This window comes from Mycolicibacterium hippocampi (genome assembly GCF_010723735.1).
Classification (GTDB): domain Bacteria; phylum Actinomycetota; class Actinomycetes; order Mycobacteriales; family Mycobacteriaceae; genus Mycobacterium; species Mycobacterium hippocampi.
This window is the reverse complement of sequence record NZ_BLLB01000002.1, coordinates 819,718-844,985: the sequence shown is the minus strand read 5'-3', so window position 1 is coordinate 844,985 and position 25,268 is coordinate 819,718. Positions and strand designations below refer to the sequence as shown.

30 protein-coding genes and 1 pseudogene are annotated in these 25,268 nt (G+C 65.9%); 15 read left to right on the top strand and 16 right to left on the bottom strand.

The window, feature by feature from the left end; all coding sequences use genetic code 11:
- Nucleotides 1–107: 107 nt before the first annotated feature.
- Nucleotides 108–674: a dihydrofolate reductase family protein gene (locus G6N53_RS05140; RefSeq protein WP_163887526.1), complete on the top strand. Its 567-nt coding sequence runs from the start codon at nt 108–110 to the stop codon at nt 672–674.
- Between the two features lie 30 nt (nt 675–704).
- Here G6N53_RS05140 and G6N53_RS05135 read toward each other — a convergent pair whose 3' ends face one another.
- From G6N53_RS05135 to G6N53_RS05125, 3 genes are all read right to left on the bottom strand, one after another.
- Nucleotides 705–2,270, bottom strand: a complete 1,566-nt coding sequence (locus G6N53_RS05135; protein ID WP_163887525.1) for an acyl-CoA carboxylase subunit beta — start codon at nt 2,268–2,270, stop codon at nt 705–707.
- Between the two features lie 22 nt (nt 2,271–2,292).
- Nucleotides 2,293–3,756, bottom strand: a complete 1,464-nt coding sequence (locus G6N53_RS05130; protein ID WP_163895481.1) for an MFS transporter — start codon at nt 3,754–3,756, stop codon at nt 2,293–2,295.
- A 76-nt stretch (nt 3,757–3,832) separates the two neighbouring features.
- Nucleotides 3,833–4,102 carry a DivIVA domain-containing protein gene (locus G6N53_RS05125; RefSeq protein WP_163887524.1) on the bottom strand — a complete coding sequence of 90 codons (270 nt, stop codon included), beginning with the start codon at nt 4,100–4,102 and terminating at the stop codon, nt 3,833–3,835.
- 95 nt (nt 4,103–4,197) lie between these two features.
- Here G6N53_RS05125 and G6N53_RS05120 point away from each other — a divergent pair, with 95 nt between their 5' ends.
- Genes G6N53_RS05120 through G6N53_RS05110 form a run of 3 tightly spaced genes read left to right on the top strand, consistent with a single transcriptional unit; the run spans nt 4,198 to nt 5,957 of the window.
- Entirely contained in the window at nt 4,198–4,641 is a 444-nt protein-coding gene (locus tag G6N53_RS05120) for an EVE domain-containing protein (RefSeq protein WP_163887523.1), read from the top strand.
- Entirely contained in the window at nt 4,638–5,603 is a 966-nt protein-coding gene (locus G6N53_RS05115; protein WP_163887522.1) for a pirin family protein, read from the top strand. Before G6N53_RS05120 ends, G6N53_RS05115 begins: the two co-directional genes overlap by 4 nt.
- A gap of 21 nt (nt 5,604–5,624) precedes the next feature.
- Nucleotides 5,625–5,957: a GNAT family N-acetyltransferase gene (locus tag G6N53_RS05110; protein WP_163887521.1), complete on the top strand. Its 333-nt coding sequence runs from the start codon at nt 5,625–5,627 to the stop codon at nt 5,955–5,957.
- A 6-nt stretch (nt 5,958–5,963) separates the two neighbouring features.
- Here the strand turns inward: G6N53_RS05110 and G6N53_RS05105 are convergent, their stop codons facing one another.
- Entirely contained in the window at nt 5,964–6,461 is a 498-nt protein-coding gene (locus tag G6N53_RS05105) for a pyridoxamine 5'-phosphate oxidase family protein (protein ID WP_163887520.1), read from the bottom strand.
- A 115-nt stretch (nt 6,462–6,576) separates the two neighbouring features.
- Between G6N53_RS05105 and G6N53_RS05100 the strand changes: the two genes are divergently transcribed.
- Nucleotides 6,577–6,789, top strand: coding sequence for a DUF3072 domain-containing protein (locus G6N53_RS05100; RefSeq protein WP_163895480.1), 213 nt, complete (start codon nt 6,577–6,579; stop codon nt 6,787–6,789).
- A 53-nt stretch (nt 6,790–6,842) separates the two neighbouring features.
- Here G6N53_RS05100 and G6N53_RS05095 read toward each other — a convergent pair whose 3' ends face one another.
- The 7 genes from G6N53_RS05095 to G6N53_RS05065 form a co-directional block, all read right to left on the bottom strand.
- Complete coding sequence (locus G6N53_RS05095; protein WP_163887519.1) at nt 6,843–8,015, bottom strand: TDT family transporter; 1,173 nt, start codon at nt 8,013–8,015, stop codon at nt 6,843–6,845.
- A 52-nt stretch (nt 8,016–8,067) separates the two neighbouring features.
- Nucleotides 8,068–8,586 (bottom strand): flavin reductase family protein, encoded by a 519-nt coding sequence (locus G6N53_RS05090; RefSeq protein ID WP_163887518.1) that lies wholly within the window; start codon nt 8,584–8,586, stop codon nt 8,068–8,070.
- Between the two features lie 162 nt (nt 8,587–8,748).
- Nucleotides 8,749–10,068, bottom strand: a complete 1,320-nt coding sequence (locus G6N53_RS05085) for an LLM class flavin-dependent oxidoreductase (RefSeq protein WP_163887517.1) — start codon at nt 10,066–10,068, stop codon at nt 8,749–8,751.
- Nucleotides 10,069–10,431 (bottom strand): hypothetical protein, encoded by a 363-nt coding sequence (locus G6N53_RS05080; protein ID WP_163887516.1) that lies wholly within the window; start codon nt 10,429–10,431, stop codon nt 10,069–10,071.
- Nucleotides 10,428–11,948, bottom strand: coding sequence for a sodium:solute symporter family transporter (locus G6N53_RS05075; RefSeq protein ID WP_205390293.1), 1,521 nt, complete (start codon nt 11,946–11,948; stop codon nt 10,428–10,430). The genes G6N53_RS05080 and G6N53_RS05075 overlap by 4 nt, the downstream gene beginning before the upstream one ends.
- Nucleotides 11,949–12,055: 107 nt before the next feature.
- Nucleotides 12,056–12,712 carry a 3,4-dihydroxy-2-butanone-4-phosphate synthase gene (locus G6N53_RS05070; protein ID WP_163887515.1) on the bottom strand — a complete coding sequence of 219 codons (657 nt, stop codon included), beginning with the start codon at nt 12,710–12,712 and terminating at the stop codon, nt 12,056–12,058.
- A 108-nt stretch (nt 12,713–12,820) separates the two neighbouring features.
- Nucleotides 12,821–13,756, bottom strand: a complete 936-nt coding sequence (locus G6N53_RS05065) for a LysR family transcriptional regulator (RefSeq protein WP_237166412.1) — start codon at nt 13,754–13,756, stop codon at nt 12,821–12,823.
- A 160-nt stretch (nt 13,757–13,916) separates the two neighbouring features.
- On the opposite strand from G6N53_RS05065, the gene G6N53_RS05060 reads away from it, so the two are divergent.
- Both G6N53_RS05060 and G6N53_RS05055 read left to right on the top strand, forming a co-directional pair.
- Nucleotides 13,917–14,051 (top strand): DUF3072 domain-containing protein, encoded by a 135-nt coding sequence (locus G6N53_RS05060; RefSeq protein ID WP_163887514.1) that lies wholly within the window; start codon nt 13,917–13,919, stop codon nt 14,049–14,051.
- Nucleotides 14,052–14,094: 43 nt separating this feature from the next.
- Nucleotides 14,095–14,289: a hypothetical protein gene (locus G6N53_RS05055; RefSeq protein ID WP_163887513.1), complete on the top strand. Its 195-nt coding sequence runs from the start codon at nt 14,095–14,097 to the stop codon at nt 14,287–14,289.
- 4 nt (nt 14,290–14,293) lie between these two features.
- Here the strand turns inward: G6N53_RS05055 and G6N53_RS29805 are convergent, their stop codons facing one another.
- A complete protein-coding gene (locus G6N53_RS29805) occupies nt 14,294–14,464 on the bottom strand; it encodes a hypothetical protein (RefSeq protein ID WP_205390292.1) in 171 nt (56 codons plus the stop codon).
- Nucleotides 14,465–14,592: 128 nt separating this feature from the next.
- On the opposite strand from G6N53_RS29805, the gene G6N53_RS05050 reads away from it, so the two are divergent.
- The gene (locus G6N53_RS05050) at nt 14,593–14,841 is read left to right on the top strand and encodes a hypothetical protein (RefSeq protein WP_163887512.1); all 249 of its coding nucleotides are present in this window, start codon (nt 14,593–14,595) and stop codon (nt 14,839–14,841) included.
- Nucleotides 14,842–14,845: 4 nt separating this feature from the next.
- On the opposite strand, the gene G6N53_RS05045 is transcribed toward G6N53_RS05050, so the two are convergent.
- On the bottom strand, nt 14,846–16,210 hold the full coding sequence (locus G6N53_RS05045) for a cytochrome P450 (RefSeq protein ID WP_163887511.1): 1,365 nt from the start codon (nt 16,208–16,210) through the stop codon (nt 14,846–14,848).
- A 78-nt stretch (nt 16,211–16,288) separates the two neighbouring features.
- On the opposite strand from G6N53_RS05045, the pseudogene G6N53_RS05040 reads away from it, so the two are divergent.
- Nucleotides 16,289–16,689, top strand: a pseudogene (locus G6N53_RS05040) (ChaB family protein).
- A 12-nt stretch (nt 16,690–16,701) separates the two neighbouring features.
- On the opposite strand, the gene G6N53_RS05035 reads toward G6N53_RS05040, so the two are convergent.
- Complete coding sequence (locus tag G6N53_RS05035) at nt 16,702–17,313, bottom strand: hypothetical protein (protein WP_163887510.1); 612 nt, start codon at nt 17,311–17,313, stop codon at nt 16,702–16,704.
- Between the two features lie 112 nt (nt 17,314–17,425).
- Between G6N53_RS05035 and G6N53_RS05030 the strand changes: the two genes are divergently transcribed.
- Both G6N53_RS05030 and G6N53_RS05025 read left to right on the top strand, forming a co-directional pair.
- Nucleotides 17,426–18,562: a GGDEF domain-containing protein gene (locus G6N53_RS05030; RefSeq protein WP_163887509.1), complete on the top strand. Its 1,137-nt coding sequence runs from the start codon at nt 17,426–17,428 to the stop codon at nt 18,560–18,562.
- A gap of 31 nt (nt 18,563–18,593) precedes the next feature.
- Nucleotides 18,594–20,003, top strand: coding sequence for an Nramp family divalent metal transporter (locus G6N53_RS05025; RefSeq protein WP_163887508.1), 1,410 nt, complete (start codon nt 18,594–18,596; stop codon nt 20,001–20,003).
- A gap of 11 nt (nt 20,004–20,014) precedes the next feature.
- On the opposite strand, the gene G6N53_RS05020 is transcribed toward G6N53_RS05025, so the two are convergent.
- Nucleotides 20,015–20,284: a YdeI/OmpD-associated family protein gene (locus G6N53_RS05020; protein WP_163887507.1), complete on the bottom strand. Its 270-nt coding sequence runs from the start codon at nt 20,282–20,284 to the stop codon at nt 20,015–20,017.
- A gap of 48 nt (nt 20,285–20,332) precedes the next feature.
- Here G6N53_RS05020 and G6N53_RS05015 point away from each other — a divergent pair, with 48 nt between their 5' ends.
- From G6N53_RS05015 to G6N53_RS05005, 3 genes are all read left to right on the top strand, one after another.
- On the top strand, nt 20,333–21,001 hold the full coding sequence (locus G6N53_RS05015) for a DUF998 domain-containing protein (protein ID WP_163887506.1): 669 nt from the start codon (nt 20,333–20,335) through the stop codon (nt 20,999–21,001).
- A gap of 290 nt (nt 21,002–21,291) precedes the next feature.
- Nucleotides 21,292–22,374 (top strand): AI-2E family transporter, encoded by a 1,083-nt coding sequence (locus G6N53_RS05010; protein WP_163887505.1) that lies wholly within the window; start codon nt 21,292–21,294, stop codon nt 22,372–22,374.
- The gene (locus G6N53_RS05005) at nt 22,371–23,504 is read left to right on the top strand and encodes an MFS transporter (protein WP_163887504.1); all 1,134 of its coding nucleotides are present in this window, start codon (nt 22,371–22,373) and stop codon (nt 23,502–23,504) included. Before G6N53_RS05010 ends, G6N53_RS05005 begins: the two co-directional genes overlap by 4 nt.
- 11 nt (nt 23,505–23,515) lie before the next feature.
- Here the strand turns inward: G6N53_RS05005 and G6N53_RS05000 are convergent, their stop codons facing one another.
- Nucleotides 23,516–24,964, bottom strand: coding sequence for an alanine/glycine:cation symporter family protein (locus G6N53_RS05000; RefSeq protein ID WP_163887503.1), 1,449 nt, complete (start codon nt 24,962–24,964; stop codon nt 23,516–23,518).
- A gap of 124 nt (nt 24,965–25,088) precedes the next feature.
- Here G6N53_RS05000 and G6N53_RS04995 point away from each other — a divergent pair, with 124 nt between their 5' ends.
- Complete coding sequence (locus G6N53_RS04995; protein WP_163887502.1) at nt 25,089–25,268, top strand: hypothetical protein; 180 nt, start codon at nt 25,089–25,091, stop codon at nt 25,266–25,268.

The following is a 25,268-nucleotide window of genomic DNA, read 5'->3' as shown; positions in this document are numbered from 1 at the left end:
ACCACTCGCCGAGAGGCGCCATGGCGGCACCGTCCCCACTTTTGCGCTGATGCAGCCTCCCGTGTGTTGTCGCGATGAGTTCTGCCCTCCGGTGCAGTCTGAGCTGCATGGGCACACTGATCTACGGCTTCAACGTGTCGGTGGACGGCTACATCGCCGACGCGCAGGGCAACATCGACTGGTCCGATCCGAGCGACGAGCTCCACCAGTACTGGAACGACTTCGAGCGGGAGACCGCCCTGGCGTTCTACGGGCGGCGGCTCTATGACCTGATGTCCGCGTACTGGCCGACCGCCGACAAGGACCCGGACGCCACCCCTCTGATCGTCGACTTCGCGCACATCTGGCGCGACATGCCCAAGGTCGTGTTCTCGCGCACCCTGGAGTCCGTCGACTGGAACTCATGCCTGGAACGTGGCGCCCCGGTCGAGGTGGTGTCCAAGCTGAAGGCCGAAACCGAGGGCCAGCTAGAGGTAGCCGGGGCGGCGCTGGCAGCACCGATCGTGCAGGCCGGGCTGGTGGATGAGTACCGGATCGTGATCGCACCTACCGCGGTGGGCGGCGGGACACCGTTCTTCCCGACGCTGCCGTCATGGATCTCGCTGCGACTGTTGGAGAACCGCACTTTCCCTTGTGGCACGGTCCTGCTGCGGTACGGGGCCAAACGCGACTGAGCGGACCTACAGCTCTCGCAGGTCACCATGTCACCAGGTGTCGATGAAACGGCTCCGTGACGGCGCCGGTGGACCCACTGCCGCGAGCGTTGCGGCGACGACCGAACGGGTCTCCGCCGGGTCGATGACGTCGTCGATCTCGAACAGCATCGCAGCATTCAGGGCCTTCGCGTTCTCCTGCGCGGCGGCCGTGGCCGCGCGCACCCGCTCCTCCCGTTCGTCCGCGTCGGTGATCGCGTCGAGTTCCTTGCGCAGGCCTAGCCGCACCGCGCCTTCCAGGCCCATCGGTCCCAGGTGCGCTCCCGGCCACGCGACCGTCAGCACCGGCTCGTGCAGGCTGCCGCCGGCCATCGCCTGCGCTCCCAATCCGTACCCGCGCCGCAGCACGACCGCGATGATAGGTACCCGAACTGCCGCCCCGGCGACCAGCATTCGTGATGCGCGCCGCACCAGCGACTCCGCCTCGGCAGCCGGGCCGACCATGTACCCGGGACAGTCGATGAGAGACACGACGGGCAGCCCGAACGCATCGCAGAGTTGCAGGAAGCGCGCCGCCTTGTCGGAGGCGGCGGCGGTGATCGCGCCCGCGGTGAACCGGGTGTCGTTGGCGATGACGCCGACGGGCCGGCCCTCGATGCGGGCGAGCGCGGTGACCATCTCCCGGGCGAAGCGCCGCCGGAGGATGGTCACCGATCCTTCGTCGGCGAGCGTCTCGATGATGGGGACGACGTCGTAGGCGCGCCGTTCCCGTTCGGGCACCGCAGTGCGCAAGGTCGTCTGATCGGCCTCGGTCCACTCCGCCAGCGATCCCTGGAAGTAGCTGAGCAGGCGTTTGGTCACCGCGACCGCCTCGGCTTCGTCGGCGACGACGACGTCGACGTTGCCGTTGGGTTCCTGCACCGACATCGGCCCGACCTCGTCGGGCGGCACGTCGCCGAGACCGCCTCCCGCGATCATTGCCGGCCCGCCCATGCCCAGCGACGCGTCCTCGGTGGCGACGATCAGATCGGAAGCGCCTGCGATGACGGCGTTTCCGGCAAAACAGCGTCCCTTGACCACCGCGATGCGCGGCACCACACCGGACAGCTTGGCCCACAGTGCAAATGCGCGGGTGTCCAGCGCGGATACCACGGGATAGTCGGTGTCCCCCGGCCGGCCACCGCCGCCTTCGGCGAAGAACACGGTGGGTAGCCGCATCCGGTGGATGAGCTCGAAGAGCCGGTCCTTCTTGCGGTGCCCCAGCGCGCCCTGCGTCCCGGCGAGCACGGTGTAGTCGTAGGACAGCACCGCGCACGCCGAGCGCTCGTCGCCGAACTGGTTTCCGTTGATCCGGGCGGTGCCCGCGATCAGGCCGTCGGCCGGGGTGCGGGCGATGAGGTCCTCGACGTCGCGGCGCATCCGCTGCGGGGCGATCGCGAACCGGCCGTACTCGACGAAGGAGTTCGCGTCGACGAGGTCCTCGACGTTCTCCCGCGCGGTGCGCCCGCCACGGGCGTGTCGGCGTTCCACGGCATCGGGCCGCGCCGCGTCCTCGGTCAGTGCGCGTCGCCGCAGCAACTCCGTCAGGTCGGGGCGCGGGCCCTCAGGCTCAGACATTCCTGGAGGATAGGTGCGCCGGTCAGGGACGGCTGTCCGACCCCGGGTACAGCGAGGGCCCGACGGTCGGGCAGTGCGTGTTCTCTTCGACGCGCATCCGAGCTTTTGGTGCTCCTGCTGCGGCGCCGGACTTCAGACCGGTGAATGCCATGGTCGCGGCCACCACGAGCAGACCTGCTGAGATCGCGACCGCGACGTGGAATCCGGCGTCGAATGCGTCCGGGTCGGCGTAGTCGGCACCGCTGAAGCCGGCGAGGCCGGGTATCAGGGCCACCGCCAGCAGACCGCCGCTGCGGGCCAGGGCGTTGTTCACGCCGGAGGCCGAACCGGCCAGATGGTCTGGGGCGGAGTCGAGTACCGCAGCGGTCAGGGGTGCCACGACGAGCGCCATGCCGGCGCCGAACACCAGGGCTGCGGGTAGTACGTCGGCAACCCACGACGCGCTCGGTCCGATCCGCATCATCAGCAGCAGGCCGGCAGCGGCCAGTAGTGGGCCGACGGTCATGGGCAGGCGCGGCCCGATCCGCCCGGCCAGCGCTCCTGCCCGCGAGGAGAACACCAGCAGCACTGCCGTCACCGGCAGCAGCGCCGTCCCGGCGGCGATAGGGCTGAAGCCGGCGACCGTCTGCAGTTGCAGCACCAGCAGCAGGAACACCACGCCCAGGGCGCCGTAGATGAGCAGGGTGATGGTGTTGGCGACACGGAAGGTGTTGTCTGAGAACAACGAAGGAGGCACCAGGGGGCGGGCGGAACCACGCTCGACCACCACGAAAGCCAGCATCGCGAGCACACCCGCGGCGACTGCGACCACCGCGGCCGGGGTCGCTTCCCCGTTGGCGAGTTCGGTGAGCCCATAGGTCGATCCGGCCAGACCCACCACCGCGAGGATCGTGCCGCTCACGTCAAGCCCCGGCGCCGACTCCGTGTCACGGCTTTCGGGCACCCGCAGCACGGTCACCGCGACGACCACCGCGGCCAACGGGAGGTTGATGAGAAAGATGGCTCGCCAGCTGATCTCGACGAGATAGCCGCCGAGGAACGGGCCGACGGCGCCGGCCAGTCCGCCCATGCCGGACCAGGCGCCGATCGCGGCGGCACGGTCGGCCTTGCAGAACGACGCGGAGATCAGTGCCAGGCTGCCCGGGGTCAGCAACGCACCGCCGACGCCCTGCAGCGCGCGGGCCGCGATCAGCATCTCGACGTTCTGCGCCAGGCCGCACGCGGCCGATGCCGCCGCGAACCAGATGACCCCGATCAGGAAGATGCGGCGCCGCCCGAACTGGTCACCGAGCGATCCGCCGAGCAGGATCAGTGCCGCCAGGGTCAGCGTGTAGGCGTTGATGGTCCACTGCAGTCCGACAAAACCCGCGCCGAGGTCGCTGCCGATGTGGGGCAGCGCCACGTTCACCACGGTGCTGTCGATCATCACGATTCCCGAGCCGAGCACCGTAGCCAGCAGCACCCAGCGGCCTGCGGCGCTGCCCATCCTCAAGCCGCCGGCCTCGGTCACGCCGTCTCCGTGATCTCGGCGCGACCACCGTCAGGGTCGACGATCGCCCGCGTCACCTGTCGAGATGCTCGATGGTTGTGACGATTTCGGCGAGCACCGCGTCGACCTGCGCAGGGTCGTAACCCCGCTTACCCAACGGCGCCTTGTTGAAGCGCACGCCGCGGATGTCGTCGGCGCGCAGATGTCCCCGCCCCTCGAGCCGGCGCGCCGCCAGGGCGAGGAAATCGTGCACCGATTTCTCGGCGTAGCCGCGCTTGGGCCACGGCGGCTTCTCGAAGGTGGTGTTGCGCAGTTCCTCCGCCGTCAGCCTGCTGTCGCCCATGTTGTCGAACTCTATCCACAGGCCCCTCGATGGGTTGTCCACAGGCCGCGACGCACGGGCACCGCGGTGTCGGCGGCCGGGCATAGCGTTCGGTCATGACGAACTGGATCAACACCGTCAGCCGCGCCCATGTCGAGCGCGGCGTGCGGGGACGCTTCACACAGGCCAATCACGGCAAGCCGCACATGCTGCGCAAGATGGCACGTGGTGACTGGATCATCTTCTACTCACCGCGGGAGACGCATCCCGACGGTCCGCCGTTGCAGGCGTTCACCGCGATCGGCCGGGTCGCCGATGACGAGCCCTATCAGGTCGAGGTGTCAGCGGACTTCCAGCCGTGGCGGCGCAATGTGGATTTCCTGGAGTGCGCACCTGCACCGATCCGGCCGCTGATCGATCGGCTGGACTTCATCGAGGACAAGAACCGCTGGGGCTACAAGTTCCGCTTCGGGGTGTTTCGCATCGACGACGCCGACCGCGAGATCATCCGGTCGACCATGGTCCTGCCCGCCGCCGAGGAGGCTACTGTGGACACGTGAGCAACACCGATGCCGCGCCTACCGAAGTCGAGTGTGCCGCTTCGCCATTCGCGGGGGTGCTGCATCCGCGCGAGGTACCCCTGGGCGGGCCGCGGGCGATTCGCGTTCGCCGCACCCTCCCCCAACGGGAACGGTCGCTGATCGGAGCGTGGTGCTTCGCCGACCACTACGGGCCGCACGACGTGCGCGGCGGGACCGGGATGGACGTGCCCCCGCATCCGCACACGGGTCTGCAGACGGTGAGCTGGCTGTTCAGCGGCGAGGTGGAGCACCGCGACAGCGCGGGCATCCACTCGCTGGTGCGGCCGGGGGAACTGAACCTGATGACCGCAGGCGCGGGCATCTGCCACTCCGAGGTGTCGACGGCCGACACCTCGGTGCTGCACGGAGTGCAGCTGTGGGTGGCGCTGCCCGACGCCGCCCGCGACACCGGCCGCGACTTCGCCCACTACGTCCCACGACCCCAGTCCCGCGGCGGCGCCACAGTGCGGGTGTTCCTCGGCGAACTCGAGGGGAACCGTTCCCCGGTGCACACGTTCACCCCGCTGCTCGGTGCCCAGCTGGACCTCGAGGCCGGTGCGGAACTGACCCTCGACATCGACGAGACGTTCGAGCACGGCGTGCTGCTCGACCAGGGCGTCCTCGAAGCCTGCGGTGAGGTGCTCGCGGTCGCCGACCTGGCCTACCAGCGTCCGGGCCACCGGCGCCTGCACCTGGCCAATCGCGGCGACGGCCCGGCGCGGGCCGTCCTCCTGGGCGGGACACCGTTCGGCGAGCACCTGGTCATGTGGTGGAACTTCGTCGGCCGCAGCCACGACGAGATCGTGGCCTACCGCGAGCAATGGGAAAGCCACGACGCCCGATTCGGTGCCGTCGACGGTTACCGCGGCGCCACGGCTCGGCTGCCCGCGCCTCCCCTGCCGAACGGCCGATTACGACCGCGAGGCAATCCGGCGCCGTGAATCTGGGTATACGTGGACACCATGACTACCGACAAGAACGGCGCCCCCACCGACGTCACCGCCGAAGCTGACCGCTTCAGCATCTCGGTCGACGGGCAGAAGGCCGGCTTCACCGAGTACATCGACCACGGCGACCAGCGCATCTTCCCGCACACCGAGGTGGACGACGAGTTCGGCGGGCGCGGGCTGGGGACCATCCTGGTTCGCGAGGCGCTCGAAGCGACCCGGGAGGCCGGATTGCGGATCGTGCCCGTCTGTCCGATGATCGCCAACTTCATCGACAAGCACGCCGAGTTCGGCGACCACGTCGACCCGGTCACGGCCGACGTCAAGCGACTGCTCGCCAGCCGTTGACGCCGGTCAGAGGTACTGGGCGGTGCTGCCGGACAGCGGCATGCCCGGCATGCCCAGTTTCCGGTGATCCCAGCTGCGCATCCGGGACGGGATGACCCGCACACAGATCCGGTTGTTCATCATCTGGTCGACGAACGGGCGCATCTCGTCGCTATAAGGCCCGGTGTAGCGTTCCCACACGCTGATGCCGACCCGAAGGTTGGTGTCGGGATCGTCGATGATCTCGGCCTCGCCGTCGATCGACACCCCGCGCAGCGTGTCATAGGTCTGACCGTCCTCGATCATCACGGTGATCGTCGGGTCCCGACGCAGGTTGACCGCCTTCTGCGACTTGGCCTTCGTCTCGAACCAGATCTCTCCGTCGAGCACCGCGTACCACATCGCCACCAGGTGCGGCCGGCCGCTCGGCAGCACGGTGGCCATCGTGGCCGTGCGGCTGCGTTCGACGAATTCGGCGATCTCGGCGTCCGACATGACGATCTTCGAGCGTTCCTTGTTGCCCACGAGTCGATACTTTCAGGTCGCCGCTGCCCTGCTCATCCGGGTTGTCCCTTTTCCCGTCCCGGCCCGCGTTTCGAACAGGCGTGCGATGGGCACCCGGGGTGCGGAGGTGACGAAGTTGACTGACAACACCAAGCAAGCGCCGAGCGAGAACCCGGAGAAGGACACGTCGCAGTGGGTGACCGGTGACGAACCCATGACGGGTGCGCAACGCAGCTATCTGCACACGCTGGCCCAGGAGGCCGGGCAAGAGGTTCCCGAGGACGCAACGAAGGCGCAGGCCTCCGAGATGATCGACAACCTGCGCCAGCAGACCGGCCGCGGCGAGTAGTTGATTAGCCAACAAACTCTCAGCGCCGTCATCGGTCGCGCTGATCTCTGCATTTAGCGCCACCAAGCGAGGTGGCCGCGGACTATCGAGCCAACTGCGACAACGCACCAGATGCTTACCAGCGCGACGTACAAGCACAGCGCGCCCACATCCAGCGCGGCCAGCCCGGTGGCTTCCGCGAGGGCAGACAGTCCGAGGGCGGTGGCGCCGACGGGGAACACCAGGCTCCACCAACTCAGCGAGAAGGACATGCCCACCCGAGCACCATGGGCTGTGAGCGCCATGGCGAACGCAACCCAGAACACCGCGAACCCGAACATGGCGGCACCGAAGACGACGCCGATGGTTCTCAACTCGTGGAGCGAAAACAGCGCGCCTGTCAGCTCCGTACCGTGGTGGACACCGAGAAAGTTCGCAGCGGCGATTGACTGCCCGATGACTCCCAGCGGAATCCAGACGGTGGGTGCGATCGCTGGCTTGAGGGCGCCGTCACAGACAAGTCTGCTGTAAATCATTGCGAGAGTCAGCATGCCGACGATGAGCGCCATGCCGAACAAGCTGTAGCAGCAAATCCGGAGAGCTGTTTGCAGCCCTGTATCCGGGATGTGGTCTAACAACCCAGCGCCGGTGGTGGCTGACACCATTGGGGGTACGACCGGCAGCATCCACGATGGCAGTGTGTAATCGGACGGTTGATACGTGGACAACACAGCCCGCACGGGAACCGCGACAGCGGTGATGATCCCCAGCAATGTTCCGAGAATCCAGAAGCTTCCGGCTATCCAGACGGCCACCGACCCGAAGAAGGCCGGTCCGAATAGCATTGCACCCGATCCGACCGTCAGTAATGCCATGGGAATCGTCCCGTAGAAAGGGAGATTGACCGGATTATGCAAGAGTGCCAAAGCCTGTTCGCGGTGCCTCAGCCAGTTGCCGGTGAACCCCGCAATCAGTACCAACAACCACATCGACGCCAGGATCCACACCGCGGTTCCGAAGTATGCAAACCCAGAAGAGATCCCAATGAACCGCGCGGACACGGTGGCGACAATGCCCGTGCCCATGACCGACGCGAAGAGGTTCGGCGTTACCTGATGGAAGAATCCGATGCCGGGCCGCCCGCGTTCCTCGCAGCTGGGTGGCGCGCCACTGTCGACTGCACTCGGCTCTTCGGTCTGGGCCTGCTCGGTCTGAACGCACATCTCCAGCCGACTGTTTGTATGCACGTCCGCCTCAGTTCATTTCATTGTGTCCAGTCAAGTGGACCTAGGCACTGGGTCACCCTGCTGAGTGCGCTACCAGTCCAGCGCATCCCTTAAACGTGCCCTCGTGGAAGACGAGCGGCCCGTTCGCACCGACCCGCAGACCTCGGACTGAGAGCACCGCGAATGCGTGATCCCCAAGGAGCGTTTCGCTCAGCAGATCGGTCTGCAGCCACGCTGTGGCACCAGAAATGAAGGGGGTTCCATCGGCCACGGCAAATGTTTCCATGCCAGCGAGTCTGTCTCCGCTTCTCGCTGCCATAGTGCGGACATCATTCTTGTGCTGCTCCGCCAGCACGCTAAGCCCGATCGAGTCGGCCCGCTTGATCAAGGGCCACGTCGTCGACGTGGCCTGTGCACAGAACCCGACCAACGCTGGAGCCAGGGAGATTCCAACGAAACTGCTGACGACCATGACCACAGGTCGGTCGTCCACCCGGGCGGTCACCGCGATGACGCAGCTTGGTACCCGGGCGAGCAGTGCCCGTAGGTCCCTGTCATCGACTTCGGCCTCAAGATCCGGTTCGGTGCTCATGTAGTTCTTGACTCCTCTTGCGCACGACAAGGCGACGGTCGTCCTCAGCCGCTTCAATCGGGATCGCGGCAGCATGGACTCCGATTGCGTCCGCTCGAGCGGTGCGCTTGCTAGTTCGATCGGCTGGGGCGAACCAGGGTGATCTGACTCAGGTCGGTATCGTCAGTACTCCTGCAGACTCTCCCGCAACGTTGTTCCTGGATAGCGCGTCCGAAAGCGACCGCGGCGCTGCAACTCTGGTACCAGCAGCTCAGTCATGTCGTTGAAACAGCCCGGGGTATCGGTGGCCAGCATCATGAATCCATTGCATCCGCCCTCGTCGATGTACTGTTCCATCTGGTCAGCCACGTCGGACGGAGTGCCCACCGCAACGGGTGCGCCCAACGACACTCCGTAGATCTGCGCGGCCTCCCGCACCGTGACCGGAGCCCCATCCTTGGCCTCGAGTATCGCGTCAAACAGACCGCGGATGCCCTGCACGTCCGCATCCACGACGTTGTCGTCCAGGCCAAGCGTCGAGAAGTCGAAACCTGTGTGACCGGACAGGATTCCGAGTGCGCTTTCGATCTGCACCTTTTCGACAAACTCGGCGTACCTGTCGTTAGCCCGAGACTTGTCACGATCGATGATGGTCTGCAAGCCGTAGATCAACTTCACCGATTCTGGATCGCGTCCGAGGTTATCGGCCCTGGTGCGGATGTCGTCGGCGTAGCTGCGCATGCTTTTCGGCGTAGGGAAGATGCCGAACACCGATTCAGCGTGCTTGGCCGCAAACTCACGACCTTGCGGTGACGAACCAGCCTGCCACAACACCGGGCGCTTCTGTGGTGAGGGGGCGACAAAATGCCGGCCCTTCGATCGGAAGAATTCGCCCTGGAAGTCGACCTCTTTCACCTTGGACGGGTCGGCAAAAATCCCGTTCTCGCGGTCGTAGACGATCGCATCGTCATCCCAGGAGTCCCACAACTGGTAGCACAGATCCATGTACTCTTCGACGACCTCATAGCGCTTGTCGCGTGGCGTGAGGTTGTCCTTGCCCATCGCCTGGAACTCGCTCTTGGAGTACGAAGTGACGATGTTCCATCCGACTCGTCCGCCGGTCAAGTGATCGAGAGTGGAGAGCTGGCGTGCCATCATGTACGGCGGGACAAAGGAAGTCGACAAGGTGATGCCGATTCCGAGGTGTTTTGTGAACGCGCCGACAATGGGAACCACCGCTGCGGGTTCATGCACTGGGCATTGCCCGGCATACTTCACCACCGGGTCCGAACTGCCCTTGTAGGTGGTGTATGGCGCCAATTCGTCGGCGATGAACATCGCATCGAAAAGGCCGCGTTCCATCGTGCGGCCCAGATCCCGCCAGTACTCCGGCTTGGACCAGTGGTATCCGACCTTGTCGCGCGGATGCGCCCACATCGTCGACGCATGGTTCATCACCCCGTGCTGGACGAATCCCAGCAGGTGCATCTTCTTCTTGGTCATCTAGATTGTCCTCTCGGGTAGGTTCGAACGACTGATGCCATCGGCGACTGCCTGCCGGCCGTCAATGACGAAGCCCGTGATCACTGCTATTGCTGAACCAATCGCCAGAATGACGGGTAGGTACCAGAAGATGCCCCCCACCCCGAGCAGCACAATTACCAGTGACGAAGCGGTCACTCCCACAAGCGCTTTCCACACGAACCCTCGGTGAATATCGGTGGGAAGTTCCCCAGGGTCATCGGTGGTCCCGCCTGCTGCTGCCAGTATGTCTCGCCGGACAGTGGTAAAGGCCCGCACACCCAGCGTCAGATAGACGATGCACACAAGGCCACCAAGGACGGCAACGATCCAAAAGATGGTCACAGGACAGGATCCTTCTCGCTAGCTCCGGCTCGGACGTTCGTCAGCATGGCCTGTTCCTCTTGACCCAACGCTGGTCCCTTACTTCGCAAGGTCGTGTAGTCGAATCGTTGCCGGGACATCAAGCTGACACCGACCGCGGCAATCAGCGAGATGCTCTCCAGCGTCACGATTCCCGGCAGTTCACCGACGTACTGCCGCACGGGGTATCCGATGGCAATGGCCAATACCAGACTCGAAACGAATGCCGTCGAGGTCATTCGTGACCAGAAAATCGCCAACGCAAGCGGAACGATCAGTGCTGCCTTGAGGAAGAAGACGGTGGTCACCAACTCCACATAGTCGATGCCGGAACTTACGATCAGACCACCGATGACCCCAGCAATGATGATCGAGGCTTTAGTTGCACGAAAAAGCTTCTTGGGTGCCATATTCGGCCTCACTCGCTTCAACACGTCGACCGCGACGATGGAAGCAAGCGCGGCAAACGCCCCGTCCATCGATGAATAGCAAGCATTGAGAATCACGAGGACGTACAGCGCAACCAGGATGACAGGCAGTCCCAGATGACTGACTACGTACGGACCGATCCCACCCGACCCTACGTCGCCAAGATCTGCGGTGGTAACTCCGAGACCCAGGCCCACGAGGCCGAGTAAGCCCATCACCAGCGGTATTGGGTAGAACCAGATTCCCGCCCAGAGGAATGTTCGACTCATGGTGGCCGGCTTCATGGCGAATGCCTTCTGCCAGAAGGTCTGATCTGCCATGGTCGACGCGAGAAGTCCCAGCGCCAGAGAGATTCCGAAGGCGGCTGCGGCTGTACCGTCGAATGCGTTGAGGGTATTGGGACCAGCTTCGTCGACCGCCTGGAACACCACCCCGGGGCCCCCGACTTTCGCCAGCACGTAGAGCACGACGATGGCCGATGGCACGGTGATCAGCAAGGTGTTGAAGGTTGCGGTGACGGCCGAGGTCCATAGCCCGCCGAAGTAGGAGTACACCGTCACGGTAGCCAGGGCGACGACGAGCACCGTAGTGGTGTTCAACTCGAAGACGACGCTCATGACCATCACTACTCCGAAGAGATTTATGAAGATCTCTGCCAGCAAGCCCAACAACATCGCCACGAGCATCACGGTGGTTGCCGGCTTGTTCTGAAAGCGTTCCCGAATGAACTCGACGATCGTGTACCCGGCTGGCATCTGTCGCCGCAGCCGGGAAGCGAAGACCACCATCACCATTACAGCGAGGCCGTTCGGCACGACGAACCAGATCAAGCCGGACGTGCCGAAGGTGAACGCTTGGGCTGAAGACATCATGACTGCCATGGACCACGTCCACACGGCGATGACCGAGCCGACTCCGAACCCAAACCCAATGCGGCGATCGGCGATCACGAAATCGTGCGTGTTCTTGACCATCGTCCGCACGATCAGAGCGATGGCCAACAGTACTGCTCCCAGGCCCAGCATGAGCGCAATGCCCATGCCGGACGGCAGATCAGGCGGGCTGAACATGAAATCTCCTTAGTGGAAGAACTCAAGGGGTCGGTCTGTTGCCTCAGCTCGGCGATGAGCTGAGGCTGTTCCGGCCATCGCCGTTGACGGACAGGTGTGGAAGCGCGTTAATTCGGTTTCAGTTGATTCGCAAACACCAGATTCAGCTGATGAGCCCGCGCGAAGTCGGCTACGAATGGGACCGCAGTTGCGCCCAGGCCATCGACGAGAGGAGCGCTCGCCACGACGCCGCTCAGTCCCGCGCGACGGCTGAGGGCAGCTGCGGCGTCATAGCGCGTCCATCGCGCTCCCGCGAACGCACCGCCGGTCACCACCGGCAACACGTGTCCCGGACGGTCAAAGTCGGTTGGTTTCGCGTCTATATCGGCGATCCGCGTGATGGTTCGTGCGCGGTCTTGTGCAGAAATGCCTGTCGTGCGGGACTTCGCATCTACGGCAACGCAGAACCTTCCTGCGTCTCGCTCAAAGTCAAGGCGGAGCGGGGGGAGGTCGAGACGCTGTGCTGCCACCGTGTCGATGGTGGCTGTCATGATGCCTGAGGTGTGCCGCACCAAAAATGCCGACTTTTTGGTAGTGAGACCCTCGGCGGGCACACACAGTTCAGCCACTAGTTCGCCTGCGCTCAAGTCACATATGAGGACCGCACCGCCCACCGCGAACACATCCGCTGCCTCGCCAGGGCTGCAACACAACGCACCCAACGGATCTCCAAAGGGTGCGTCACCTCCCAGATCGTCTATCCACGAACATATCTGAAGCTGCATACTGGCCGTCCTATCGGTTGCGGCTGTCAACGCGCTCCATACTCACAGCGGTCTCGCGGGTCTGCCATGGGAGGAGTTACGGCTTGGTTAACGGCGGTCAGATGTAGTTCAGTGCCGCCTCGACGCGACTTCGATCAATTGGCGTGCTGGCGCCGACAAGCTCTTCACCGACGCGGGCCACACTGCCTTGATATCGCGCACAAAAGCGGGGGAGTCAACTCTTACTCGCCGAAGGCGGCCGTAGTCGAGGTCCTCACGGACACTCAGCAAACTCAGCACGGCTGGTGCGAAACCCCACCGCACTGCGTTCTTGATTGCCGCTGTCGTCGGCAACTCGATCGCCGGCGGTGCGACAGCCAGATGAGGGTTACGCGAGGAGATCAGCCGCTCGTAGCTCGATCTCGTTCCGGACCCTGCCTCCCGGCACACCAGCGCCGTCGCGGCAAGTTCGTCGATTGCAATCGCGCGGCCGTCAGTTCCGGCCCAGGGGTGGTTCGGTGCCACGACCACGACCATCTCGTCCCGGCCGACGACCCGATGATGCAGACCTGCGGGTACGTCAGGCGACTCGACGAACCCAACGTCGTGCAGGCCGTCCAGGACCTCAGCGAACACCGTCGCGCTGTTCACCGCCGCCACGGTCACCTGAGCATTGTCGGCGCCGTAGGCCAGAGACAGCTGCATCAGCCAACGAGGAATCAGATACTCGGCGACGGTGTAGCTAGCGGCCGCGCGTAGGACATACCGCTGGGTGTGCAGGCAGTCGACCACCGTGTCCAGTCGATCGAGTGCGCTCAGGACCTCCAACGCGACGTCAGCAATCACTTTGCCGTCCGCTGTCAGGGTCCTGCCCTTGGGCCCGCGCACAAGAAGCGGCCGCCCAGCCGCCTGTTCAAGTGACTGCAGACGAGCCGACACGGCCTGCTGGGACACGCCTAGTCTGCGGGCGGCTTCGGTGAGACTGCCCAGCTCGCTGACCATCACCAGCGTCTGCAGACCGGCGATGTTTCTCAGGTCGCGATGTTTCGACCTGTTAACTGCCACAAGCAAAGTTTGTACTAAAACAATCAGTTCGGCAGTGCAACTATCGTCGACAGCGGCGATTGCCGGTCTGGGGGCACTCTCGCGGCCGGCGGGCCCTTACCGCCGTCAGCTGCCAGTACCCACCCACGCCTTCTCAGTGGGTGACCACTGTGACGAACCCATGACGGGTGCGCAACACAGCAATCTGCACATGCTGGCCCGGGAGGCCGGGCAAGAAGTCCCCGGGGACGCGATGAAAGCCCAGGCCTCCGAGCTGATCGACGATCTGCGGCAGCACACCGGCCGCAGCGAGTAGTTCGGGTCAGTTTCGACTGTGACACAACGGGAATACGCCGCCCATGGCTACATATCGCGTACTCAATCCCAAGGGAGACGTCGTCGACACGAAGGACATCGAGAGCGCCGACGACGCCCACGCCTGGTTCGTCGATCAGAAAGCCGACAACTCAGAGCTCGGCTGGCGGATGGAGGTCAAGTCCGGCGACGACGGGCACTGGGCGTTCTTCGACGACTCCGAAGGGTCACCGGACTGATCTCTCAGCGGTCCGCTGGGCCGGCGGTCGGGACGTCGGGATCGTCGTCGGCCGGCGGCTCCGGGTCGCGCCACTCCTCGACACGTGAGGACCTGTTCCCTTTCAGCGTTCCCTGCAATTCCTCTTTGAGCGCGTCGTCCTCGCGCTGTCCGTGCTTGGAGCTTCCGCGTTCCATCTCCAACCTCCCAGGTGGATTGTTCGGGCAGGGCCTGCAGATCGACTACCCGGCATGGCGGCGCCGAATCTTGAGATGAAAGGCCGGTTTCGCCGTGTAAAGGCTCCACATCGGGGCACACAGCCGTCATGACTATTTCCACTGACGATGTGCGCCGACTGCTGGATGCCGACGACGACAGTGTTCTAGTGCTGATCGAAGGCCGGGTCGAGGTGATCACCGGCGGCGAGATCGACGACGAAAAGCACCGGGGCGCGCTGGAGGTCATCTCACGGGCCGCCCTTCTCGAACGCACCGGTGGGACGGACCTGTCCGACCATGAACTCACTGAGCAGGCAGCGGCTCTCGATACAGAAGTGTCCGAACTCGGCGCGTGACCTCTCAGTTCGACGCTGCAGCGCGCTGTGCGCTGTGCTTGGGCTGCACGTCGAACTCGAGTGTCAGCTGATTGAGCGTGAGCGGCAGCGGCTTGTCCGGTGACAACCGCGGCATCGATGTCAACCGCAACTCGACAGTGTCCAGCAGATGCGCGAGCAGCGTGCTGGTCGCAAGGAGAACCAGGTTGCGGCCGGGGCACTCGGCGGGGCCGGCGGAGAACGGCACGAGTTGCGGTTGTTGCACGGCGCGGCCGTCGAGCCAGATGTCGGGGACGAACTGGTGGGCGTACGGCAGCAGCTGTCCGTCGCGGTGGAAGGCGGGCACCACGATCACCAGACCAGCGCCCTTGTCGATCGTGAAGCGATCCGAGCCTTCCCGCCAGGTGGTGACCTCGGTGGTGTCGCGCAGGATCGCCGGCGTCGTGGGCCACAGCCGCACTGACTCGAGCACGCTGGCGCGCAGATACGGTCGCAGCGCCGGGTCCTCCGGATCGGCGGCATCCTCTATTGCCCGCTTCAGCTCCTCGGGATGGCTTGCCAGCAACGCCAGGGCCCGTAGTGAAGCCATGCCTGCGGCATCGAACGCGAAGAGCCACTGCGGCATCTGACCGACCTGATCCACCCCACCCGGCGCCCTGGTCTCACCGACCGCGCTGACGAGCGTGCCCGGCTGCGGGTCTTCTGCGTACCGGTAGAGGTGGTCGAGGAACCGTGACCGCTCGCGGTAGTGCGGCAACGCCAGAAACGACCAGTTGCCGGCCTTTCGCAGCCGCAGCAGTTGGTCGGTGATCTCCTCGTCGTCGCGGGCAGCATCACCGAAGGCCAGACGCCGCACCACCCGCCACCACACCGTCATGAACTGTGATGAATCCAGCTGCCGGCTCTCCGCGGCACGGGTGGTGAGCTCCCGCGCCTCCTCGGCGATCACCGCGGCGAAATGCGGGGCCAACCGATGCACCTCGGAGTCGGTTTGCAGCACGGTCTCGTTGAACTCCCGTCGTTGCCGGCGGATTGGGCCCCTCGAGAACAGGACTCCACGGGGTTGAAACCATTGCAGCGCTTTGCGTTTCTCCCGATTGGCGGGGTGAAACGGCGTCGGCGCATCAGCGAGCACCTGGCCGACGTCCTCAGGGTCGAGCACGACGATGATGCGCCGTCCCGGCAGCACCACTTCGACGGGACCACGGCCGTATCTGCTGCGCAGCAAGTGCATCCGTCTGGATGCCCGGGCGTCGGCCTGCGTGCGTTCCAGCAGTCGCATCACCGGCCGCCGGCGTGCCAGCACTCCCGCCGCAATTGATGACAGCCCCAGATCGGTCAGTGTGGCCACCGCTGCCGCTCCGGTGACCCGGTGCGTTTGATAACTCATGGCTGCGACCTACCCGTCGGTTGGCGGGTCAAACAACCATCCGTGCGACCTCCCGGCCACGGGCGCAGCGCGGCCCGGATGCAGGCCAAGGAGAGCGAACTGCCGAGCACCTTGCAGCGGTCCGACGACAAAGCCCAGCGCACCTTCGCCAAGGCGCACGACTCAGCCGTCGAGGAGTACGGCGAAGGGGAACGCGCGCACCGCGTCGCCTCCAGCGCGCTCAAACACAGCTACGAAAAGGGGGGGACCACTGGGAGGCCAAGGATCAACGCGGCCGGTCCGACGACCGGGCCGAGAGTGGCGGTCCGAATGCCAAAGGAGACACCGCCGAGGGTGTTGACGCCAACTCCACCAAGAAGCACCTCATGGAGGTGGCCCGCCGCCTCGACATTTCCGGTCGTTCCAAGATGGACAAGGACGACCTCGTCTCGGCCATCGAGAAGGCGAACCGTCGGGAGACCCGGCGCAGCCGGTCGTGAATCCGGGGCCCTTCAGTAGAAGCTGACCGGCGGTAGCGGCCAGAGGTTGCCGCCACTGTTGCGGCCGGCGAAGCGCACGGTGCCGTCGTGCGGTTCGGCCAACGTCAACAACCCGATCCGGCGGAACTCACCCAGCGGGGGGCTGAGCGCGAAGCTCAGTTCATCTCCGGGTCCGAAGCGTAGGTCGCGACCGGTCGTCGAGGTGCGCGCCCCGAACAACACCGGCTGCAGGCCGGCGAGGTAGAGCCACAGCGACGAGTACAGGGCGGCTACCGAGTCCGTCGGCAGCGCCGCGTGGTGCAGAGGTGCGCCATCGCCGGACGACGCCAGCAGGAAATCCTGATCGCGACCTCGGCCGTAGGCATCGGGAATCTTCACACACAGTTTGCGAACCGCGGTGTTCCGCCGGTCAGGACCCACCTGGACCACGGCACGGTGCACGGAGCCCGGCCGCAGCAATGCGACCGACCCCGGCACACGGGCGTCGTCGTCGATGCGCAAGGTGGCATCGAAGGTCTCACCCCCGGCACCGAACAAACCACCGGGCCGCCCGAGCAACGCGCCGGCCGTCGCGCGGACAGCCTCCACCCCCGCAGCCAGCACAGCGCGGTGCTCCAGACGCACTCCGCCTTCATACCCGAAACCCGGAAATGAACGCCAACCAGCGTCCCGGCGCTTCGACATTGGTGTCACCGGGGGGTCGCCGCAGTCAGTATGTTTGTTCGCGGGGGTGACGATGGCCGCATCACAGAGTCCGCGGTGGCTGCAGCCCAGCCACTACGACTGGCTCAGCGGCTACCTACGTGCCCGGGGCCAGACCACCCGGGTGCGACTGATGATGGGGCTGATCGCCGGTTCGTTGGCAGTGAGTCTGCTTGTGCTGCTGCTCAGCTCCGACGGACCACGGGGCACCGTGCCGGTCGCGATGACCTGGTTGGCTGCGGCCTGCGGGGTGGCCGGTGTACTGCTGTGGGCCTGGCGTTGGCCCACGCAACGCCAGTCGCAGGTGTTCTCCGTCGTGTCCAACGGCGCGGTGGCGCTGGCCTGTCTGGCCTATCCCACCCCGCTGGCGTCGCTGATCGGCTGCATCTCGTTCGCGATCATCGGTGCCTACATCGCGTTCTTCCATTCCACCGCGCTCGTCCTCTACAACTTCTTCGTCGCTGCGGGCGTCGCCCTGGCTGCGGCCGTCCGGTTGGCGATGTCCGGGCACCCGGCCCTGGCGGTGGTCGACCTGTTCCTCGTCCTACTGATCAACATCGCGATGCCGCTGGCCATTCAGTTCCTCGTCCGCGCGCTGGGCACCGACCTGGTGCACGCCGCGCGTGACCCGTTGACCACGCTGCTCAACCGACCCGCGTTCTTCCAAGCGACGCTCGAGTTGCTCACCGAGCGCGACACCACCGTGCACTACCTGTTCGTGGCGTTGGTGGATCTCGACAACTTCAAAGCGGTCAACGACACCCACGGCCACCACGTCGGCGATGCGGCACTGGTCACCGTCGCCCGGGCGCTGCCCGTCGCTGCCGGCCCGACATCGGTGATCGGCCGCAGCGGAGGCGAAGAATTTCTGATCGCCGCGCTGTCGGCCATTCCGGACACCGCGCCGTTCGCCGGCCGGATCTGTCAGACCATCGCCGGCCTGCCTGTTCCGGTGACCGCCAGCGTCGGCACCGTCTGTGCGCCGCTGGCTGGAGTTCCGTCGGAGGACGGGCAGGCTCGACGCTTCCTCACCCACCTGGTCATCGTGGCCGACCATGCCATGTATCGCGCAAAGCGCTCCGGAGGCAACCGCTTTCACCACCACGGGCTGCTGGCGTCGCCGCCGGATGTGACAAGCATCGTGATCGGTTCCGGACCGCCGGGGGTTTAGGCCGGCCGACCGCGGGCAACGGTTGACGGGCATGCACACCACGACCTCTGAGAAGACCGTGGAACTGCGGCAGCGTGTCCCGGATCCACCCACCGGCGTCGCCCGCCTGCGGTGGTGGGGTCCGGGCCTGCTGTGGGCGATGTCTGCGGTGGGGTCAGGTTCGGTGCTGTTCACCCCGCGGGTCGGCTCCGAATACGGCTATGAGCTGCTCTGGCTGTTGTGGGGCGTCGCGATCCTGATGTGGGTGATGATCCGGGAGGCCGGCCGGTTCGCGGTGGTCACCGGCCGGACTCTGCTGGACGGGTTCTCCACGCTCCCCGGGCCCCGCAACTGGGCCCTGTGGGTGGTTCTGCTGCCGCAACTCGTCGCCGCGGTGGCCGGCGTGGGAGGGCTCAGCGCCCTGGTGGGCAGCGCATTCGCTTCCGTGCTTCCGGGCGGAATGTTGCTGTGGTCCCTGTTGCTACTGCTGATCACGACGGCGGTGGTCGTCAGCGGTGGCTACCCCGCCGTGTCCCGAGCCGCCCTGGTCTTGGCACTGGTTCTGGTGGCGATCACGGTGGTCGCCGCAGCATGGGTCTTTCAGCCGGACGGGGACGCGCGGGCCGGAGTGGTGCCCGGTATCCCGTCGGACCTCAGCGTGCCCTTCGTGCTGCCTTGGATCGGGACGATTCTCGCGGGGTCCATGGGCATCGTATGGTTCTCGTACTGGACCGCCCGCCGCGGGTACGGCGGCGGGATGGACAAGTCCACATCCGAGGAGCAGGGCGCCTCGCCCGAATCCGCCGAGGAGCGCGCGGCACGGTTGCGTTCGTGGTTCGGCACCCTGTCGAACACCGCGGCGGTCGGCGTGCTCACCGGGGCCGTCATCATCACGGCCTTCCTGGTGCTGGGCGCCGAACTTCTCGCCCCGGCAGGCGTCGTGCCGTCGGGAATCGGGGTGGCCGACGATCTGATGCTGCTGCTGTCAGAAGTGTGGGGCACCGTCGGACACTGGTTGATGTTCACGGCGATCGTGGTGGCGCTAGGCGGCAGCGTGTTGGCGAACCAGGACGGATGGTCACGCGCCTTCGCCGACATCACCCTGCTGCTGTCCGGGAAGTCGGGCCGTTCGTGGACGGAACGCGTCACCAGCTGGCGCCCGGAGACGATGGGCACCGCACGAGCGCTCAAGATCCTGTTCGCGGTGACGTTCACCGGCCTCATCCCGGCCATCGTGATCGTGATCGTGCGGGATCCCGTCGCCGTCATGTCCGCGTCGGGAGTCGTGGCCAGCGTGCACACCCCGTTCATCGTGCTGACGACACTGGCCGTCAACCGCCGCATCCCCGATGCCTTGAGACCGAGCCGGCTTTCGATGGGCCTGCTGGGCTTCGCCGGGCTGTTCTACGGCGTTTTCGCCGTCCTGTACTTCTCGAACATGCTGGGCTTCATCGGAGGGTGAGGCCTCGGACCTCAGGCCTTGCCGGTGCGCTCGCGGTGCTTGCACCCGGGCCAGCAGCACGGCCGGCGCTGGCCTTCCTCGAGTTCTTCCTGGGTCCTGCGGATACGCCGTTCGCGCGTCTTCTGCTGCTTGGCGTCCTCCACCCAGCAGATGAACTCGTTGCGCGCCAACGGGGTGATGTCATTCCAGGCGGCGAGCGCGGTGCCGTTGGCGCTCAGCGCCTCACGTAGGTCCGCGGGCAGTTCGTGCACCACCCCGCCCGCGACTTTCTGGCTGCTCACCCGGCCAGGATAACCGGGCGGGCACTGCGTCCGTGGCACCCTGTCGTGGTGCGAACCTCCGCGGCATCACCGGCCCTGCGACTGGCCGGTGCACTCTGGTTGGTCGCCGGTGCGTGGTATCTGGCGACGGAAGCCGTTGTCGCCGAGCAGATTCGCGGCTACCGCTACTGGGTGGACTACATCAGTGACCTCGGTCAACCGGCGCTCTCACCACGGGCATCCTGGATGAACATCGCGTTCGTCGCGCAAGGAGTGGCGTTCGCGCTCGCCGCCGCCGTGGTGGCCGCCGCGATGCGGCTGGGCCGCGGCGGCGTGATGTTTTCCGGTCTCGCGCTGACCTACGGTGTCGGATCGGTAGCCGTGGGCCTGTTCCCGAGCGGAGGTGCTGATACCCAGGCGCTGGTGCATGTCCTCGGCGCGACGGCCGCGATCGTCGGAGGCAACCTGGCCGTCGTCTGCGCCGGTGTCGTGCTTCTGCGTCGCAGCCGATTTCGTGCCCTTGGTGCGTCCGGGGCGACGCTGGGAGTCGTCGGGTTGATCGCGGGCGCCCTTCTGCTGTTCAACAGCGTGCTCGACGCACGCCTGGTCTTCGACGACGGCGCCTGGGAGCGGACGGCGATCTACACGATCATCGGCTGGCAGCTGCTGGCGGGGGTGACGGCCTGGCGGTCGCAGAGTGGGTGTGGCTCAGGCCGCCCGGCTGTCCACGGTGCCTGAGCACCCACCGCGTCGTCGCTCATGCGTCTCCAGCGCTTCCCGATCCGACGTGTCGATCGTTCGATACTCCCGTGTAGGCGACGCGCAGGCGGGTACTGCCGGCAGAGGACAGGCGACGAGAAAGGAGTTGTCATGGCAGAGACATCCACCAGCGAGCCGCGACCCCGGCGGCGGCGGTCCGCACGAAGGAACCGAGCCGTCGGGTGATCGCGACCTTCGACAATTACGCCGGCGCCGAACAAGCCGTCGACTGGGACACGCCGGCGACGCAACCGCCGACGGACTGACGCATGTCCGGCACCGCCGACGACTCCGTATCCCCGCTGATCCGAAAAGCCGCCGCGTGGGCGTGGCGGTTCGTCGTGCTGGCCGCCGCCGCAGCGGTGCTGTTCTGGCTCGTCAAGCGCTTCACCGTCGTCGTCGTGCCACTGTCGCTGGCGCTGATCCTGACCGCGCTGTTCCTGCCGCTGGTGGACTGGTTGGACCAGCGTCGTCTACCCCGCGGCCTAGCCGTCCTGCTGGTATTTCTGACCGGGTTGGGCTTCATCGGAGGGATCCTGACCTTCGTCGTGACACGATTCATCGAAGGTCTACCGGCGCTGACCGACCAGGTCACGGCCAGTATCGAGTCGCTACAGGACTGGGCTACCAACGGGCCCCTCGGGTTGAGCCGGGATCAGATCGACAACGCCGTCAACAATGTGGTCGGCACGCTTCAAGACCAGCAGGATCGCCTGACCACCGGGGTCATGTCGACGGCATCGACGCTCACCCAGATCGTCGCCGGCTTCTTCATCGCTCTTTTCGCGCTGGTGTACTTCCTGTACAGCGGTCGCAACATTTTCGAGTTCATCACCAAGGTCTTCCCGCCCACCGTCCGCGAACGGGTTCGCGGCGCGGGCAAGGCCGGCTTCACCACCCTGACCGGCTACGTCCGCGCTACCTTCCTGGTGGCATTCGTCGACGCCGTCGGCATCGGTGCGGGCCTGTTCATCATGGGTATCCCGCTGGCACTGCCGTTGGCGTCGCTGGTGTTCCTGGGCGCGTTTGTGCCCTTCGTCGGCGCGGTCGTCACCGGCTTCCTGGCCGTCATCGTCGCGGTGCTGGCGAAGGGTTGGGTGTATGGACTCATTACGCTGGGGCTGGTGTTGGCAGTCCAACAGCTGGAGGGAAATGTGTTGCAGCCCTTGGTGATGGGGCGGGCTGTGCGTCTGCATCCGTTGGCGGTGTTGATCGCTCTCACCGGCGGTGCGGTTGTCGGTGGTGTGGTGGGCGTCCTGCTGGCGGTCCCGCTGCTGGCATTTCTCGATCATGCAGTGCGTCATCTGCTGGAAACTTCGGACATCAACGCGCACAATGGGACTGATTCATGACGCTCTCCTCCGGCGGCCGGGTGGGCCTGGCCGGAGCGGCAGTGGTCGGGGTCGCCTTCGGGATGGCCCGGTATGCGTACGGTCTGACGCTGCCCGACATCCGCGATGAGCTGCGGCTCTCGGAGTTGGTGCTCGGCCTGATCGCCAGCGCCACGTTCGCCGGTTACCTGACCGGACTGGTGCTGGCCGGTCCCCTGGCGGCTCGCCGCGGCGCGCGCGCTCCGACGACCGTGGGCGGGGTCTGCGGTGCGGCCGGCGCGGTGATCGTGGCGGTCGCGCAGTCCCCCTGGCTGTTGGCCGTCGGCGCTGTGCTGGCCGGTGGCGCGGGCGGCTGGGTGTGGGCGCCGTACTCGGACATCGTGACGCGGATGGTGCCCCTGCGGCAGCAGCCGCGGGCGCTGGCCATCATCACGACGGGCACCAGCGGCGGACTTGTTGTGCTGGGCGGCTTGGCGGTCTTCGCCGCGGTGGGCTCGTGGCGCCTGGTCTGGGTCGGTATCGCCCTCGCCGCGGTGGTCGCCGCTGTGGTGAACCTCCGGTTGGTGCCGCGAACGGAGCCCGCCCGAGGCTCGGACGAACAGCAGAATGCCTCCTCGCTGGCCAGAGCGCTGCGAGTCCCGGCCGGCTACTCCGTGGTGTACTTCGCGGCCGTCGTCATCTATTTCACCTACGCATCGGATGCGCTCGGCCGCGCTGACCTCCCCGCGGTGGCCGTCCCTGCGCTGTACGCGGCGATCGGTATCACCGGCGTGGTGGGCGTGGCGACCGGAGCTGCCGCACAGCGACTGGGTAGCAGCAGGGTCGCGGCGTTGTGTCTGGTGATCGTGGCCGCGGCGCTGGCACTGCTGGGGCTGGCCGGTGACTCGGTGATCGCGACGGCGACCTCAGCGTGCATCTTCGGCGTGGGATACATGACCGGGTCGGCGGTGCTCGCGGTCTGGACCGCCGAGTTGGTGCCCGACCGGGCAGGCGCAGCGTTCACCGCCTGCCTGGTCGTGGGGGCCGTCAGCTCGGTCGCCGCGCCGGCGGTTGCCGGTGCGGTGATCCCCGGCTTGGGGCTGGGCACGGTGCTCGTGCTGACCGGCGCGGTGTCACTGTTCAGTGGGTTGGCGCTGCTGCTTCGGCGGTAGCGGGCACCCCCTCAGGTGTCGGCTTTGACCTTGGCTTCACGTTGCCAGATGTCGCCCTCCAGACGCCCCGGTAGGTCGGCATCCTCGGCAACGAAGACGGGATCGACGCCGCTGTCGACTTGCCGGTGAAAGTCCTTGATCGCAGCGAACGCCCACTTGCCGAGCAACACGATCGCCACCAGGTTCACCAACGCCATCAGACCCATGGCCACGTCAGCCAGCGCCCACACCGCGGTCAGCTGCGAGACGCCACCCACGCCGATCGCGACCAGCACCAGCACTCGGAACACGTTGATCGACTTTCGTCCGGCGCCCAAGAAGAACAAGTTGATCTCGGCGTAGACGTAGTTGCCCAGCACCGAGGAGAAGGCGAAGACGAAGACGAGCAACGTCACCAACCACACCGTCCAGGTACCGAGGCTGTCGGCGATCGCCGCCTGCGTCAACGTCGCTCCTTCCACCCGGGTGGGCGTCGCCGGGTCGTAGATGCTGGGTCCCGACACCAGAATGATGAAGGCCGTCGCGGTGCAGATCACCATCGTGTCGACGAATACGGCCACCGACTGAATGAGGCCTTGTTTCACCGGATGCGACACGGTTGCCGTTGCCGCCACGTTCGGCACGCTGCCCATACCGGCCTCGTTGGAGAACAGACCGCGTTTGACGCCGTTGAGCAGCGCCGCGGCGATGCCGCCGGTGAAGCCGCCGGCCAGTTCGGTCAAACCAAAAGCGCCGCCGACGATCTGGGTCAACACCTCGGGCAGGAAGTCGATGTTGAGGGCGACGATCACCAACGCGAGCAACGCGTAGACGATCGCCATCAGCGGCAGCACCACCTCGGCGACCCGTGCCACCCGCCGCACCCCGCCGAACAGCACCGGCGCGGCGAGCACGACCAGACCGGCAGTGATCCACCGGACGTCGACGGCATACGCGCCGTTGACGACATCGCTGATCGCGTTGGCCTGCACCATGTTGAAGGCGATGCCGAACGTGAAGATCAGCAGGACAGCGAAGACGACGCCGCCCGCCCGGGAACCCAGGCCGCGCTGAATGTAGTAGGCCGGGCCGCCGCGGAACGATCCGTCGTCAGCGCGGACCTTGAAGATCTGGCCCAGTGTGGACTCGATGAGCGCGGTGGCCATTCCGATCGCGGCGACCACCCACATCCAGAAGATCGCGCCCGGACCACCGATGGTCAGCGCGATGGCGACGCCGGCGATGTTGCCGGTGCCGACCCGGGAAGCCAACCCGACGCAGAACGCCTGAAACGGCGACACCCCGTCGCAATGGGTGCGGGAGTGGGTGAGTTGCTTGATCATCCGGGTGAAGTAGCGCACCTGGATGAAGCGGGTGCGCACCGTGAAATAGATGCCCACGCCCACCAGCAGATAGACCAGGATGTAGCTGTACAGCAGATCGCTGACGGGCGCGATCAGATTCTCCTGGATGAACTCCACGACCACCCCCGGTGTCAGTCGGTTGATGCGGTCGCCTCATCGTGTCACCCCCGCGGCGATGGCGCCGAGTATTCAAGGCAGCTACCGGTGACGCGGTGTCGCCGCTGTGGTGAACCTGCGAGTGGTGCCGCGAACGGAGTCGGCCCGAGGCCCGGATGAGCAGCACAACGCCTCCTCGCTGGCGAGAGCGCTGCGGGTCCCGGCGGGGTACTCCGTGGTGTACTTCGCGGCCGTCGTCATCTATTTCACCTACGCATCGGATGCGCCCGGCCGCGCTGACCCGCCGGCGTCACCGGCGTGGTGA

Excerpts from the sequence above, each read along its gene's own strand:
- G6N53_RS05120 (WP_163887523.1), top strand. The coding sequence starts at position 4,198 with ATGACGAACTGGATCAACACCGTCAGCCGCGCCCATGTCGAGCGCGGC.
- G6N53_RS05050 (WP_163887512.1), top strand. The coding sequence starts at position 14,593 with ATGACTATTTCCACTGACGATGTGCGCCGACTGCTGGATGCCGACGAC.
- G6N53_RS05085 (WP_163887517.1), bottom strand. The coding sequence starts at position 10,068 with ATGACCAAGAAGAAGATGCACCTGCTGGGATTCGTCCAGCACGGGGTG.
- G6N53_RS05045 (WP_163887511.1), bottom strand. The coding sequence starts at position 16,210 with ATGAGTTATCAAACGCACCGGGTCACCGGAGCGGCAGCGGTGGCCACA.
- G6N53_RS29805 (WP_205390292.1), bottom strand. The coding sequence starts at position 14,464 with ATGGAACGCGGAAGCTCCAAGCACGGACAGCGCGAGGACGACGCGCTC.
- G6N53_RS05055 (WP_163887513.1), top strand. The coding sequence starts at position 14,095 with ATGGCTACATATCGCGTACTCAATCCCAAGGGAGACGTCGTCGACACG.
- G6N53_RS05135 (WP_163887525.1), bottom strand. The coding sequence starts at position 2,270 with ATGTCTGAGCCTGAGGGCCCGCGCCCCGACCTGACGGAGTTGCTGCGG.
- G6N53_RS05025 (WP_163887508.1), top strand. The coding sequence starts at position 18,594 with ATGCACACCACGACCTCTGAGAAGACCGTGGAACTGCGGCAGCGTGTC.
- G6N53_RS05030 (WP_163887509.1), top strand. The coding sequence starts at position 17,426 with ATGGCCGCATCACAGAGTCCGCGGTGGCTGCAGCCCAGCCACTACGAC.
- G6N53_RS05130 (WP_163895481.1), bottom strand. The coding sequence starts at position 3,756 with ATGGGCAGCGCCGCAGGCCGCTGGGTGCTGCTGGCTACGGTGCTCGGC.
- G6N53_RS05075 (WP_205390293.1), bottom strand. The coding sequence starts at position 11,948 with ATGTTCAGCCCGCCTGATCTGCCGTCCGGCATGGGCATTGCGCTCATG.
- G6N53_RS05125 (WP_163887524.1), bottom strand. The coding sequence starts at position 4,102 with ATGGGCGACAGCAGGCTGACGGCGGAGGAACTGCGCAACACCACCTTC.
- G6N53_RS05010 (WP_163887505.1), top strand. The coding sequence starts at position 21,292 with ATGTCCGGCACCGCCGACGACTCCGTATCCCCGCTGATCCGAAAAGCC.
- G6N53_RS05140 (WP_163887526.1), top strand. The coding sequence starts at position 108 with ATGGGCACACTGATCTACGGCTTCAACGTGTCGGTGGACGGCTACATC.
- G6N53_RS05060 (WP_163887514.1), top strand. The coding sequence starts at position 13,917 with ATGACGGGTGCGCAACACAGCAATCTGCACATGCTGGCCCGGGAGGCC.
- G6N53_RS05090 (WP_163887518.1), bottom strand. The coding sequence starts at position 8,586 with ATGAGCACCGAACCGGATCTTGAGGCCGAAGTCGATGACAGGGACCTA.
- G6N53_RS05070 (WP_163887515.1), bottom strand. The coding sequence starts at position 12,712 with ATGCAGCTTCAGATATGTTCGTGGATAGACGATCTGGGAGGTGACGCA.
- G6N53_RS05005 (WP_163887504.1), top strand. The coding sequence starts at position 22,371 with ATGACGCTCTCCTCCGGCGGCCGGGTGGGCCTGGCCGGAGCGGCAGTG.
- G6N53_RS05110 (WP_163887521.1), top strand. The coding sequence starts at position 5,625 with ATGACTACCGACAAGAACGGCGCCCCCACCGACGTCACCGCCGAAGCT.